This window comes from Thioalkalivibrio sp. ALJ4 (assembly GCF_000377225.1).
In the GTDB taxonomy this organism is placed as follows: Bacteria; Pseudomonadota; Gammaproteobacteria; order Ectothiorhodospirales; family Ectothiorhodospiraceae; genus Thioalkalivibrio.
The window spans coordinates 810,600-823,794 of the sequence record NZ_KB897917.1; the positions used below are offsets into that span (position 1 = coordinate 810,600).

The following is a 13,195-nucleotide window of genomic DNA, read 5'->3' on the forward strand; positions in this document are numbered from 1 at the left end:
TGGGGTGAGGCCGGTAGCCTGTCCATATGCAGAACATTGTCCTGGTAGGGCCCATGGGGGCCGGCAAAAGCACGATCGGGCGCGGGCTGGCGGGGCTGTTGCGGCGCCCGTTCTTCGATACCGATCAGGAGATCCAGCGGCGTACCGGCGTGGATATACCCACGATCTTCGAGTTCGAGGGCGAGGCGGGTTTTCGCAAGCGCGAGTCGGCGATGCTGCAATCGCTACTGGAACGCGATGGAGCGGTAATCGCCACAGGCGGCGGAATCGTCGAGCGCCCGGAGAACCGCGATCTCCTGCGCGAGCACTTCGTGATCTACCTGCGCGTCCCGGTGGACGAGCAGTTCCGGCGCACGCGCCGCAATCGCAAACGCCCCCTGCTGAACGAGGTGGCAGACCCACGGGCCAAGCTGCAGGAGTTGTTCGAGCGCCGTGATCCGCTTTATCGGGAGATTGCGAGTATGACGCTGGAGGGGCGGGGACGACGCGTGCGCGATGCCGTTCGCGGGGTCTGTGATGCCCTGAAGGTCCAGCGGCCGGATCTGTGCCAGCCCCGTTCAGAGGGCTGAACTTCCCGCGCCAGGACCGCTTGCGCGTCAGTGCCGGGTGGAGCCGCCCCCATCCGGTACGAACATCCCCTGCTGCGAGGGCGGGGCGCGGCGTCCGTGCGAGGCGTGGTGAAACTGGAGTCGCCAGCTATCGCCGCTGCGGCGCCAGGTCTGGCTGATCAGGATGGTCCCGGTGGCTGCCACATCGCCGGGGCGGGTAATCGCCTCCTCGATCACGAGACTCAGGCATTCGTCCGTTTCCTGGCGCCCGACGATGCGCGGCTCGATCCCGATATTCAGCTCGCGTGCGAATACCAGCAGCCAGCTCTCCATCACCTCGGAAACCCCGCGATGGGCTCGAGGGCTGCCCGGGTGCACGCAGACGATATCCGGCCGTTCGGCCCATAACCGCATCATCCGCTCGATGTCTGCGGCACGAAAGGCCTCGTAGTAGGCCGCCAGACGTTCGTCGCTTGCCCCGCCCATCAGTGCACCCGTCCCGTATCCCAGGCTGGCGGCGGGTCGGGATCGGGGCTGGCATGATGCAGAAACATCCGCCAGCTTTCGCCCTCGAGGCGGTAACCATTCGTGGCCAGCATCACGCCGCGGCGTTCGCCGCTGACGTAGAGGTTCTCGCGCAGGGTGTGGATCACCAGGTCCTGCCCCGGGATGACGTTCAGCTCGGTGCGGTGGATCACGACGCCACGCATATTCGGCAGGATGTCGTCCCAGCTCTCGAGGATGACGTCGGTCCCGAGCAGGCGCTCGCCCCCGGGGTGAATGCAAACGCATTCGGGGCTGTCCAGCCAGATCGTGCGCATGGCATCGGAGTCGCCTGCCTGAAAGGCCTCGTAGAACGCCGCCTCGGCGGTTTCCGGGGAGGGGAAGGTTGCCATGCCGCTCGTCGTGATCGGGTGAGGCCACATTGTCGCAGGCTGTCGTCGGGATGTCGCGGATGACGCCGGGCCTCGAGGCCCGCACAATACAGCCCGGTCGAATGACGAGAGCAGCATGGCGCGCATCCTGACAACGGGCATTGCAACCCTGGATCACACTCTGGACGTCGAGCGCTATCCGCGCGAGGACGACGAAATTCGCGCCCTGGCCAGCTCCTCTCAGCCAGGGGGCAACGCGACCAACACTGCCCGCATCCTTGCGCAGTTCGGCCATCGTGCGGCCCTGGCCGCCGTGTTCGCGGAGGATGGGTCGGGTGACTGGCTGCGGGAACGCCTTGAGGCGAGCGGCGTCGATACAGGCGCGTGTGTGCGGCACCCGGGCGCGACCCCGACCTCGCATATCCTGCGGTCGCGTGATTCGGGCAGCCGTACCATCGTGCACCACCGCGACTTGCCCGAGTTGAGTGCAGCCGATCTACGGCGGATCGCGTGGGAGGAGTACGACTGGCTGCATTTCGAGGGACGTCAGCCGGAGACCTTGCGCAAGATTCTGCCCCGGGTCCGCGAAGCCGTAACGGATCAGCCGATCTCACTGGAGCTGGAGAAGCGACGCCCAGGGCTGGAGGCGTGTCTGGAGTGGGCCGATGTCCTGATGCTGTCGCGCGATTGGGCGCAGGGGATTGCCGCACGCCCGGAAGAGGCCGCGGCCGAACTGGCCCGCCGTTACCCCGGGCGCATCGTGACCGTCACGGCCGGGGCCGAGGGTGCCTGGCTCGCACAGGGTGAACTACAGGTGTACTGCGCCCCCACCCCGGGCCTGTGTGTCGTCGACAGCGTGGGAGCTGGCGATACCTTCAATGCCGGGCTGATCAACGCACTGGTCTCGGGCGAGCCCCCCGAGCAGGCGCTTGTGGCGGCCGTGCGCCTGACGGAACGCAAGCTCCAGCAGGCGGGATTCGATGGCCTGGCCGCCGCTGACGTCGCACGCCCTTAGAGGTAATCGTCTAGCCAGGCCTGCAGGTCTTCTTCCTCGACCTCGCCGCGATGGGTATCGCGGATGATGCCCTCGCGGTCGATCAGCACCGTGTAGGGCAGTGCGCCGATCCGGTTGCCGTACTCGCGCCCGACTTCCACGGCCTCGTCCTGGCCGATCAGGATCGGGAATTCGATCCCGAAGTCATCGACGAAGTGCTGGGTCGCGCTGAGCTCATCCACGGCGACCGCGACGATGGTGAAGCCATCGTCCCGGTGCTCTTCCCAGGTCTCCTGGAAAAGAGGCATCTCTTTCTTGCACGGCGGGCACCACGTTGCCCAGAAGTTCAGCACGATCAGGTCGCCATCCCATTCGCTCAACTGGCGGTCGTTGCCGTCCAGGTCCGGAAGGGTAAAGTCGATGCGGCGGTCACCCTGGGCCTCTTCGGCGGCGGCCTCCGCGGCTTCACCCCCATTCGCCTCGGCGGTATCCATTTCCGGTGTGGGTTCCTCGCAACCGGCCAGCAAGAAGGCACTGGCGGCGGCAAGGGCGATCCCGCCGAAGGTGTGCGAGCGATGCGTCATGGCGTCACCCCGAGTGCATTTTCGACATGGGCCAGGAAGCGGTCGGCGTTCAGGTAACCCACGTTGCGATAGTTGCGCAATTCGTTGCCGTCGGAATCCCAGAAGATCATCGCGGGTGGCCCGAACAGGTTGAACTCGCGCATCAGGCTACGGTGTTCAGAGGTGTTGTCGGTCACATCCACCTTGAGCAGGTGCACGTCCGCCATCGCACTAATCACGCGCTGGTCCTGGAACGTCGTCCGTTCCAGGCGCACACAGTCCACGCACCAGTCGGCATAGAAGTCCAGGAACACCGGCTGGTTGTTGTTCTGGGCCTGTTCCAGCTCGCGTTCCAGGTCATCGAGGCTGTCGATGTAGGTGAACTCCATCTCCGTGGGGCCGGAGCGTTCACCACTGGCCGTCATCGTCGGCTGATTGAGCGTGGCCAGCGGGCGGAAGATGTCCTTGCCACCGGTGGCCGCGCCCAGCATCAGCAGGATGCCGTAGATCAGAAGGACTACACCCAGGCCCTTCCATAGCGTGTACCAGCCCGAGCTTCCCTCTGGCAGGGTGCGCAGCGCGCCCATATACACCGCGGTCACGATCAGCAGGATGGCCCACAGGAACATCGCTACCTCGCCCGGGATCACCCGTTCGAGCAGCCAGATCCCGATCGCCAGCAGACCCACACCGAATACCGCCTTGATGGTGTCCATCCACGGGCCGGCCTTCGGCAGCAGGCGGCCGGCCGAGGTGCCGATCACCAGCAGCGGGGCACCCATGCCCATACTCAGGGAGAACAGGGCGATGCCGCCCAGGACGGCGTCACCGGTATGGCTGATGTAGAGCAGGGCGCCAATCAACGGCGCGGTCACGCACGGGCCGACGATCAGGGCCGACAGGAAGCCCATGACCCCGGCGCCCATGTAGGTGCCGCCTTCCTGGCGGTTGCTGATCTGCGACAGCTTGCTTTGCACGCTGGCCGGCATCTGTAGTTCGTAGAAGCCGAACATCGACATCGCCAGTGCAATGAAGATCGCCACGAACGTGCCGATGATCCAGGGGTTCTGGAAGGCCGCCTGCAGGTTGGCCCCGGCCAGCCCCGCGAATACCCCGGCGATGGTGTAGGTCAGCGCCATCGCCAGCACGAACACCAGCGAGATCAGGAATGCCTTGCGGGTGGTCAGGTTCTTCTGCCCGATGATGATGTTCGACAGGATCGGGATCATCGGGAACACGCAGGGGGTAAACGTCAGCAGCAGCCCGAAGCCGAAGAAGGCCAGCGCCACCAGCCAGATCTGACCGTCGGCCAGTTGGGCCGCGATGCGGTCCTGCTGGGTGACGGGGGCTGCCGCCTCGTCGTCCTCTTCCGGGGCGGCGTCGGTGGTTTCGATCTCGTCCAGGGCTTCGTCGCCGGTCTCCGGCAGGGCGTCCTCGTCGGCCTCCGTGGCCAGGTCGGAGTCGAAGCTGACCGAGACCTCCTGGGTCAGCGGCGGGTAGCACACGCCCCCGTCCCAGCAGCCCTGGTAGTCAATCGCCAGGGTGATCTCGGAGACGTCGTCCGCGTCGCGCAGTACCGGGACCAGGATCTCGACCTGGTCGCGATAGATCTCGGTCTCGCCGAAGAACTCGTCCTCGTGACGTTCGCCCTCGGGCGGGTTGACCGGCCCCAGTTCGATCCCGTCGCCTTCGGCGATGCGTACATCGAGCTGATCGCGGTAGAGGTAGTAGTTCTCGGCGATTTCGAAACGCAGGATGACCGCATTCTGGCTGATGGCCTCGAGCGAGGCGGCGAAGGCCTTTTCCGGCTCGAGCAGGTCATCGGCGGCGCCCAGGTCGCCGGAGAGGTCGCCCATCTCGTCCAGGGCGCTGCGTTCCTCGTCTGCGGCTGCGTCTTCGGTGGTCTCTGCTTCGGTCGCCTCTTCACCGTTCTCGCCTGGCAGGCCCGGGAGCTCCAGCGATACGGTCTGGAAGTGAGGCGGATAGCACACGCCGAGGTCGGCGCAACCCTGCGAGCGCGCGGTCAGTTCGATTTCGGTGCTTTCGGCCGCGAGGATCGGAAGCTCGATGCTGATCTCGTCGCGATAGGTCTCGACCTCGCCGAAGAACTCGTCGGTCTTCTTCTCGCCGTCGGGGATGTTCGGTTCGCCGAGCTCCAACCCTTCGCTCTCGGGTTCGAACTCGAACTGCTCGCGGTACATGTAGTAGCCGTCCGCGATCTCCCAGGTCAGGCGGATCGTGTCGGCGTCAATGGCCTCCGCGCTCAGGCTGAACGCATCATCCGGGTCCAGCAGATCGTCATCGAAGATGGCGTTCGCCAGGGCCGGGGTCAGCAGGAACGCGACCAGGAAGGTCGCCAGCCAGTTGCGCAGATTCAGGAGGTGCATTGCGTTATCCAGTTCAGGTAATCCGGGGACCCGTGCGTGATCGGCACGGCGATAATCTCCGGGGTCTCATACGGGTGATGTTCCGTCAGGTGGGCCTGCAACTCATCGCGGGCATCGACGGAGGTTTTGATCAGCAGTGTGACTTCGGAATCGGTCTCGATATTCCCTTCCCACACGTAAATTGAGCGTCCGGCCGGGAGGATGTGCACGCAGGCTGCCAGGCCGCGCTGGACCAGTTCACCCGCCAGGGTCTCGGCCTCGGTGGGGTCGTCCAGTGTGGTGAGTACCAGCCAGGCGCGCACGTTCGAGTTGTCGGGTTCCTTGTCCGGCATCATCGACTCTTGGGCATCAGGAGTTTGTGCGAAGTTCGATCCGGGCCGGCTGGCCAGGGCGCAGCACGGCATCGTCGCTCGGCGAGAATTCGGCCTCGATCCGATACCCCTGATCGTCGTCTTTGCCTACAAGTTCCCAGCCGATCCGGTCGATCGTGCCCGAAAACTCGTACTCGCCAACCGTAATCGTGACCTCCTGCCCCTCGCTGAGCGACTGAATACGCTCTGGTGCCACCAGGGCGCGGACCCGCATGGTGTCCCCGGCCCCCAGTACCGCCAGCACGGCCGGCGCCAGGGCGGGATTCACGAACTGGCCGGGGGAGACATCAATACGCGTGACGCGGCCGCTGGCCGGCGCGCGGACTGTGGCGTCGTCGCGATCGGCGCGCGCCCGGTCGCGCTGGGCGCGCGCCTCGGCCAGACGCGCGGCGACGGTGGCCTGCTGGATGCGTGCCAGTTCCACCTCGCGCAAGGCGATCAGGGTCTGGTCGTACAGGTCCTCCGCCTTTTCGACCTCGCGATTGGCCTCGTCCAGTTCCAGTTGCAGGCGCTCGATGGCGGCCTGCGCGGCACGCAGGTCCGCCTCGACCCTCCGCGTATCCAGGCGGAACAGGGCGGCGTCCTGGTCGACATGCTCGCCCGGGCGGACCTCGATCACCTCGATCTTGCCGGCCACCGGTGCTGTGATGCGGTAGGTCTGGCCCCAGTCGAGCTGACCCTCAAGTGCGTCGCTGTCGTCGGTCGCCAACCCCGTGGAGGGCAGTACCAGCAGGGCGCAACAAGCGAGCGCCGAGAGCAGCAGTCGTCGGCCTGGGTTGCCCGGGATCAGGCGATCGATGGACATCGGGTGTTCTCCCTCGGGGCGCCCGCGGGCGCGCATTCGTTATTCCCGTTCTGCCATGGCCGTGCCGGCCAGGCGAAAGGGGCTCAGGTCGCTGCGGCCGGTCAGCAGCGCGAGGCGCTCGTAGACCATAGCCAGTTCGAACTCGGTCTGGGCATTGAAATAAGCCGCCGCACTTTGCTGGACCATCGAGTCGCCGAGATCGGCCTGGTCCTCGATGTCGTACAGGTAGCGGGCGCGGTCGATATACAGCTGGCGATAATCCATGCGCCATTCGGCCTCGTCACGCTGCATCCGCAGGGCCTGGGCCTCGTGATAGAGCTCGCGCAGGCGGTTGCGGGCCTCGATCCGTGCCTGCCCCAGGTCCGCCTCCGCGCGCTGCCGGGCCGCGACCGCATGCCCGACCCGGCTGTCCTGGCGGCGCCCCTCGTACAACGGCACTTCCAGCACGAGCCCGGCGGCAAAGGGGTTGCGATCGCCGCCAAACTCGCGGTTCCAGTAGCCCGTCTCGGCCTCCGCATACAGGCGTGGGCGGCGCTGGGCGCGGGCCGCATCCACGCCGCGTGCGGCGGCCTCTACTTGCAGGCGCTCGGCGGCAAGGGTTGGATTGGCGCTGTCGAGTTCGGCCATCAGGTCGTCCAGGCCCGGGAGGTCCGGGAGATCCAGCGGCAGGGCGGGTGCCAGGACGGTGCGGATGCGCTCGCCGGGTCGGTTCAGGGCCTCGGCCAGCTCGTCGCGGGCTCGGCGCTGATTCTGCAGCGCGCGCTGGCGCTGCACGCGCAGGGTCTGGTACTCCGACTCCAGGCGAAAGACCTCGATATCCGAGACCTGTCCACGCTCGGCGCGTTCTTCCGCACGCTCCTTGCTGACGAATGCGGCTGCCATGGCCTCGGTGTCGCGGGCAAAACCGAGATCGGCGAGCAGGACGTTGAAGTACCGCTCCATGACATGCAGCGAGTGCCGGGCGTGCGCCAGAACCTCCATCTCGCGGGCGGCCTCGAGGCGCTGGGTGCTGGCGGCCTCGCGCGCGTTCGACTGGCCGAAGTCGCTCAGCAGCTTGCGGGCGACGATGGTGGCCCGCGAGTCGTTGCGGCTCTGATCCGGGGCGAGGTCATTGGGCTCGATCCAGCGAGCCTCCAGCCGCGCATTCACCGTGACGTCGCGCCCGGCCTGGGTGCCGGCCAGTTCCTGTTCGGCGATCTCGCGTTCCGCCCGCGCCCGTCGGACCTGTGGGTGGAGGGCGTCGACCGCGGTCAGCGCGCTTTGCAGCCGCAACGGCTCGGGCAGTGGTTCGGGATCGATCACGCCATCTGCCGGAGTGTCCAGTGCGCCACCGGTGGCAGGCAAAAGCGCAACGCCGAGTGCGACGAGGCTGGCCAGAAGGGGCGTTACGATTCGACGCCGCGCTTGCCGGCGCGCCGCATGTGCTGGATGCATCGGGGTACCTATCGTCCAGCGCGTTCGCGACGGAAGCGGGTGAAATTGCCGTCTTCGTAATGCCCTTCGGCGACGAACTCGCCCAGCAGCAGGAATTCGTCGACATCCCGGGTAGCCCCGGTAAAGCGAGCGATGGGTTCGCCTTCCAGGTTGAAGAACTGGAATACCGGCGTTGCACGCACCCGAAAATCGCGGGTGGCGAAGTCCATCATCGTCTTGGTATCGCCCTCGAAGGTGACGACCTCAATCGAGCCTTCGACATCCACCGCGAAGATGCGGAAGCGGTCCTTGTAAAACTCCTGCACTTCCGGCTGATTCAGGACCTGATTCTTCATGCGGTGGCAGAACGGGCAGTCATCCATCTCGAAGAACAGCAGGATGCCTTTCTTGCCGGCCTCGCGGGCCTCTTCCAGTTCTTCCTGGAAGTCGCCGAAGGTCGGGTCGAAGAAGTGGTGGTTCGGATCGCGCGGGTCTTCCACGCCAGCGCTGCCCAATCCCGGGAGCAGCAGGAGCAGGGCCGCCAGCAGGGCGGGGAGCAGGGAAATGATGCGGCGCGGTCTCATGCGGCTGGGCTCCGGATTTCTGAAGACGTTCACAGTTAAGACGGGCCAGAGCGTCCCTCAATTCCCTCTCGGTTGCAAGGAAAAGAGAGCGAAGCGAGCGTTGGTGGCATGCCCCCTGAGAGGGCTGTTCGACAGCGGTTTGGGGGCGTGTTCCAATGTTCTGCTCTTCTTGTATGGAACCCGTTATTCATGCGCAGCCCCTTCCTCCCGTTGTTTGTTTTTCTCGGGTTGGTATTGCTCGAGATCTTCGGCTTTGCCTGGGTGGGCGACGCTGTCGGGGCGCTCGCCACGGTGGCGCTGGTGATCGCGACGGCCGCGGCGGGTCTGCTGCTGTTTCGCCTGCAGGGCTTCTACCACTGGCGCCGCTTGCAGCAGAGCCTGGCCCGCGGCGAGATGCCTGCGCGCGGGCTGGTCGAGGGCTGGCTGCTGATGTCGGCGGCGGTCCTGCTGCTGTTGCCCGGGTTTTTCACCGACGCGGCGGGCTTTGTGCTGCTGGTGCCGCCGCTGCGGCGCTGGGCGGCCGAGGGCATCCTGCGTCGGGGCATGATCCGGGCACGCACGAGTGGCTCGGGTCCGGCCGGGCCGGGCGGCCCGATCGAGGGGGAGTTCCGTCGCCACGACGCCGGCGACGAGTCCGCGCCCGATGATCGCCTGGACCACGACGACCGCCGCTGAGAATTCTCCTTCCCCGCGCCCTTGACTCGGCTTGGTGTGCCCCTATTATTAGCACTCGTTCGGGGTGGGTGCTAACAGGGCGCCTACCCGACATCCTCCAACCTGTTAAGAACATCGATATAAGGAGTTCGCACCATGAACCTGCGGCCTTTGCACGATCGCGTCATCGTGAAGCGTATGGAAGAAGAACGCACCAGCCCCGGCGGCATCGTGATCCCGGACTCGGCGGCCGAAAAGCCGATTCGCGGCGAAGTGGTTGCGGTCGGTAACGGCAAGATCCTGGAAAGCGGCGAAGTCCGCGCCCTGGACGTGAAGGCTGGCGACAAGGTGCTGTTCGGCAAGTACTCCGGCACCGAGGTCAAGGTCGAAGGCGAAGACGTCCTGGTGATGCGCGAAGACGACATCATGGCCGTGATCGAGGGCTAAGCCCCGCGGATCCGCCCCTATCCCCATTTTTTGCAGGAGTAGAACGAGACATGAGTGCTAAAGAAGTCCGTTTTGGTAACGACGCCCGCACCCGCATGGCCAAGGGCGTGAACACCCTGGCCAACGCCGTGAAGGTCACCCTGGGTCCCAAGGGCCGCAACGTGGTCCTGGACAAGGCCTTCGGCGCCCCGACTGTCACCAAGGACGGCGTGTCCGTGGCCAAGGAAATCGAACTGGATGACAAGTTCGAGAACATGGGCGCCCAGCTGGTCAAGGAAGTCTCCTCGCAGACCTCCGACGCCGCCGGTGACGGCACCACCACCGCGACCGTGCTGGCTCAGTCCATCGTCCGTGAAGGCATGAAGGCGGTCACCGCTGGCATGAACCCGATGGACCTGAAGCGCGGCATCGACAAGGCCGTGAAGTCCGCGACCCAGGAACTGAAGAAACTGTCCAAGCCGTGCACCGAGCACAAGGCGATCGCTCAGGTCGGCTCGATCTCCGCCAACTCCGACACCGCGATTGGCGAGATCATCGCCGATGCGATGGACAAGGTCGGCAAAGAAGGCGTGATCACCGTCGAGGAAGGCTCCTCGCTGGAGAACGAGCTGGATGTCGTGGAAGGTATGCAGTTCGACCGCGGCTACCTGTCGCCGTACTTCATCAACAACCAGCAGAACATGAGCGCCGAGCTGGACGACGCCTACATCCTCCTGTTCGACAAGAAGATCTCGAACATCCGTGATCTGCTGCCGATCCTGGAAGGTGTGGCCAAGTCCAACAAGCCGCTGCTGATCATCGCCGAGGACATCGAGGGCGAGGCCCTGGCCACGCTGGTGGTGAACTCCATGCGCGGCATCGTGAAGGTTGCCGCCGTGAAGGCCCCGGGCTTTGGCGACCGCCGCAAGGCGATGCTGCAGGATATCGCCGTGCTGACCGGCGGCCAGGTGATCTCCGAAGAGGTCGGCCTGTCGCTGGAGAAGACCACGGTGGAAGACCTGGGTCGTGCTAAGAAGGTGCAGGTGACCAAGGAAAACACCACGATCATCGACGGCATGGGTCAGAACAAGGACATCAAGGCCCGCGTCGACCAGATCCGTGCCCAGATCGAGGAAGCGACTTCCGACTACGACAAGGAAAAGCTGCAGGAACGCGTGGCCAAACTGGCCGGTGGTGTGGCGGTGATCAAGGTCGGTGCCGCGACCGAGGTCGAGATGAAAGAGAAGAAGGCCCGCGTCGAGGACGCCCTGCACGCCACGCGTGCGGCGGTTGAAGAAGGCGTGGTCCCCGGCGGTGGCGTGGCCCTGCTGCGTGCCTGTGCGGCGATCGCCAAGCTCAAGGGTGACAACGACGAGCAGACCGCCGGCGTGAACATCGCCCGTCGCGCGATGGAAGAGCCGCTGCGCCAGATCGTCTACAACACCGGCGAAGAGCCCTCCGTGATCCTGAACAAGGTCCTGGAAGGCAAGGGTAACTACGGCTATAACGCCGCGTCCGGCGAGTTCGGCGACATGATCGATATGGGCATCCTGGATCCGACCAAGGTGACCCGCTCGGCGCTGCAGAACGCCGCGTCCGTGGCCGCCCTGCTGATCACCACCGAGGCCATGGTGGCCGAGCTGCCGAAGAAGGACGACGGCGGTGCCGGTGGCGGCATGGACGACATGGGTGGTATGGGCGGTATGGGAGGCATGGGCGGCATGATGTAAGCCGCTCGGCCTTTTGTGACGCCAAGCAACAGGAGACCCCGCTGCGGCGGGGTCTTTTTGTCTGGATCGCGCCACCCTGTTCTTGTACATCGGAACCCACAAGTAATCTGTGTGTCCTTAAGGGAACAAGGTTCTAGGTAAGGTCGGCGTTTTGATGGGCAGGTAGTTGCCCTGATCAGACAGAAGAAGGGAGTCGCCTGATCACAGGCAGGTGTTTCCTTAATGTGACAACGTTGTGATGCCGATACAATTCTTGGCTGGAATGCGTGCAAAACCGGAAAGCATGTGCCACTATCAAGCTGCTGTAGAGGGCTTGGCGCTCGCTGCTCCAGATTCCGGTCGGGAGTCAACCGTTCGGCAACGCGCTTGTCTCTGATCAGTCGTCGTTTGTTTTTACAAGGAGGCTATGAACATGAATCACAAGCTGGTTAAGAATATTCTGGCCGCGTCCGTGGCCACGCTGCTGATCGGTACCGCGAGCCAGGCAGTGGCTCAGGAGCCGCCGGCGGCCAACGTCACCGACCGCAGCGGTAATGTCGTGATGGATCGCTCTGGCGAGTGCGTGCGCACCCGTTCCTGGGCACCGGAAAACGTCCGTCATTCCGAGTGCGCCGGTTACATCCAGGAAACCGCGGAGGCCCCCGAGCCGGATCCGGCCCCCGAGCCCGAGCCCGAGCCCGAGCCCGAGTTTGAAACCACCACGCTGAGCGCCCAGGCCCTGTTCGATTTTGACAGCGCCGAACTGCGTTCGGAAGGCCGCGATGCCCTGCGTGAACTGGCCCGCAGCCTGACCGCCGACGACGCCGAGTACAGCTCGGTGCTGGTCGAAGGTCACACCTGCACCATCGGCCCGGCCGACTACAACCAGGGCCTGTCCGAGCGTCGCGCCCAGTCCGTGGCCGACTTCCTGGCCAGCGAAGGTGTGCGTGAAGACGACATCCGTACCGTGGGCTACGGTGAGGACCGCCCGACCGCCGACAACTCCACCCGCGAAGGCCGCGAGGCCAACCGTCGCGTGGAAGTGACCTCCGACGTGCGTCAGCGCGCCGACTAAGGTCTCTATAGCTGTCGGTATCCGGCCATCGGTTCGTCCGATGGTCCGGGAATCAGGCCCCGCCTCGGCGGGGCCTTTTTTATGAAGGGTCTTGGAGCCCTGGTTATGTGGTTGCGGCGCGGGGGCGCGTTAAGTTCCGGTTAAGCCTTCCGTCCTAGACTAACTCCAAAACCGGAGGACCTTACTGATCATGAATCTGCATACGCTCAAGCTACACAAGGGCATCCGTCTGGTCGGCCTGACGATCGTCCTGATGCTCGGGGGCATGTTGCTGTCTGGCGCCGCCTCCGCGCATGGGATCGAGCGGGCCACGGATCTGCAGTCCCTGGTGCAGAACGGGGACGGCAAGCCGACCCTGATCATGTTCGCCTCCGACGGCTGTCCCTATTGTGATCGGGCGGAACACCAGCACCTGGGTCCGATGAGCGAGGATGCGAGCTACGAGGGTATCCACATTCGCAAGGTCATCCTCAACCGTGACGAGGTGCGCGACTTCGACGGCGAGGTGCGCCGCGGTCACGAGCTGGGCCGTGCCTACGGGGCGCGTGTGGTCCCGACCATCATGGCCTTTGACGCCGAGGGCAATCCGGTGGGCCAGCCGCTAGTCGGTATCCCCAACGAGCAGCTCTACCGCAGCCAGATCCGTCAGCGCATCCAGCAGGCCATCCGCTACAACGGGGAATCGAGTTAATCCTCGGCTGCTGCATCTGCGCTCGTTTGGCCGCGGCTTGGGCTGCTGATTCGATCATGCGCTTCAACGAGCGCCCCTCGGGCCGTCGTGAAGTATCGTT

Annotated in this window: 15 protein-coding genes; 7 read left to right on the forward strand and 8 right to left on the reverse strand. The window is 65.0% G+C overall.

From position 1 onward, the window contains the following. The first annotated feature begins 26 nt into the window (after window positions 1-26). On the forward strand, window positions 27-569 hold the full coding sequence (locus C936_RS0103855; RefSeq protein WP_018175257.1) for a shikimate kinase: 543 nt from the start codon (window positions 27-29) through the stop codon (window positions 567-569). 27 nt (window positions 570-596) lie between these two features. Here C936_RS0103855 and C936_RS0103860 read toward each other — a convergent pair whose 3' ends face one another. Next, entirely contained in the window at window positions 597-1,034 is a 438-nt protein-coding gene (locus C936_RS0103860; RefSeq protein ID WP_018175258.1) for a nuclear transport factor 2 family protein, read from the reverse strand. Then, entirely contained in the window at window positions 1,034-1,444 is a 411-nt protein-coding gene (locus C936_RS0103865) for a nuclear transport factor 2 family protein (protein WP_018175259.1), read from the reverse strand. The genes C936_RS0103860 and C936_RS0103865 overlap by 1 nt, the downstream gene beginning before the upstream one ends. A 115-nt stretch (window positions 1,445-1,559) precedes the next feature. Between C936_RS0103865 and C936_RS0103870 the strand changes: the two genes are divergently transcribed. Beyond that, window positions 1,560-2,438: a PfkB family carbohydrate kinase gene (locus tag C936_RS0103870; RefSeq protein WP_018175260.1), complete on the forward strand. Its 879-nt coding sequence runs from the start codon at window positions 1,560-1,562 to the stop codon at window positions 2,436-2,438. Here C936_RS0103870 and C936_RS0103875 read toward each other — a convergent pair. The 6 genes from C936_RS0103875 to C936_RS0103900 all read right to left on the reverse strand — a co-directional run bounded on the left by C936_RS0103875 (window position 2,435) and on the right by C936_RS0103900 (window position 8,540). Further along, window positions 2,435-3,001 carry a TlpA disulfide reductase family protein gene (locus tag C936_RS0103875; RefSeq protein WP_018175261.1) on the reverse strand — a complete coding sequence of 189 codons (567 nt, stop codon included), beginning with the start codon at window positions 2,999-3,001 and terminating at the stop codon, window positions 2,435-2,437. The two genes, C936_RS0103870 and C936_RS0103875, sit on opposite strands and share 4 nt — an antisense overlap. Continuing rightward, on the reverse strand, window positions 2,998-5,367 hold the full coding sequence (dsbD, locus tag C936_RS0103880) for a protein-disulfide reductase DsbD (RefSeq protein WP_018175262.1): 2,370 nt from the start codon (window positions 5,365-5,367) through the stop codon (window positions 2,998-3,000). Before dsbD ends, C936_RS0103875 begins: the two co-directional genes overlap by 4 nt. Next, on the reverse strand, window positions 5,355-5,702 hold the full coding sequence (gene cutA / locus C936_RS0103885) for a divalent-cation tolerance protein CutA (protein WP_018649195.1): 348 nt from the start codon (window positions 5,700-5,702) through the stop codon (window positions 5,355-5,357). Before cutA ends, dsbD begins: the two co-directional genes overlap by 13 nt. A gap of 13 nt (window positions 5,703-5,715) precedes the next feature. Continuing rightward, complete coding sequence (locus C936_RS0103890) at window positions 5,716-6,579, reverse strand: efflux RND transporter periplasmic adaptor subunit (protein WP_018175264.1); 864 nt, start codon at window positions 6,577-6,579, stop codon at window positions 5,716-5,718. Window positions 6,580-6,582: 3 nt separating this feature from the next. Beyond that, window positions 6,583-7,845, reverse strand: a complete 1,263-nt coding sequence (locus tag C936_RS0103895; RefSeq protein WP_018175265.1) for a TolC family protein — start codon at window positions 7,843-7,845, stop codon at window positions 6,583-6,585. 140 nt (window positions 7,846-7,985) lie between these two features. Beyond that, window positions 7,986-8,540: a thioredoxin family protein gene (locus tag C936_RS0103900; RefSeq protein WP_018139056.1), complete on the reverse strand. Its 555-nt coding sequence runs from the start codon at window positions 8,538-8,540 to the stop codon at window positions 7,986-7,988. 189 nt (window positions 8,541-8,729) lie between these two features. On the opposite strand from C936_RS0103900, the gene C936_RS0103905 reads away from it, so the two are divergent. The 5 genes from C936_RS0103905 to C936_RS0103925 all read left to right on the forward strand — a co-directional run bounded on the left by C936_RS0103905 (window position 8,730) and on the right by C936_RS0103925 (window position 13,095). Next, complete coding sequence (locus C936_RS0103905) at window positions 8,730-9,215, forward strand: FxsA family protein (protein ID WP_018139057.1); 486 nt, start codon at window positions 8,730-8,732, stop codon at window positions 9,213-9,215. 135 nt (window positions 9,216-9,350) lie between these two features. After that, window positions 9,351-9,641, forward strand: coding sequence for a co-chaperone GroES (gene groES / locus C936_RS0103910; RefSeq protein ID WP_018139058.1), 291 nt, complete (start codon window positions 9,351-9,353; stop codon window positions 9,639-9,641). Window positions 9,642-9,691: 50 nt separating this feature from the next. Beyond that, complete coding sequence (gene groL / locus C936_RS0103915; protein WP_018649196.1) at window positions 9,692-11,350, forward strand: chaperonin GroEL; 1,659 nt, start codon at window positions 9,692-9,694, stop codon at window positions 11,348-11,350. A gap of 412 nt (window positions 11,351-11,762) precedes the next feature. Then, window positions 11,763-12,404 carry an OmpA family protein gene (locus C936_RS0103920; RefSeq protein WP_018993115.1) on the forward strand — a complete coding sequence of 214 codons (642 nt, stop codon included), beginning with the start codon at window positions 11,763-11,765 and terminating at the stop codon, window positions 12,402-12,404. Between the two features lie 190 nt (window positions 12,405-12,594). Then, entirely contained in the window at window positions 12,595-13,095 is a 501-nt protein-coding gene (locus tag C936_RS0103925; RefSeq protein ID WP_018175266.1) for a thioredoxin fold domain-containing protein, read from the forward strand. Window positions 13,096-13,195: the final 100 nt, after the last annotated feature.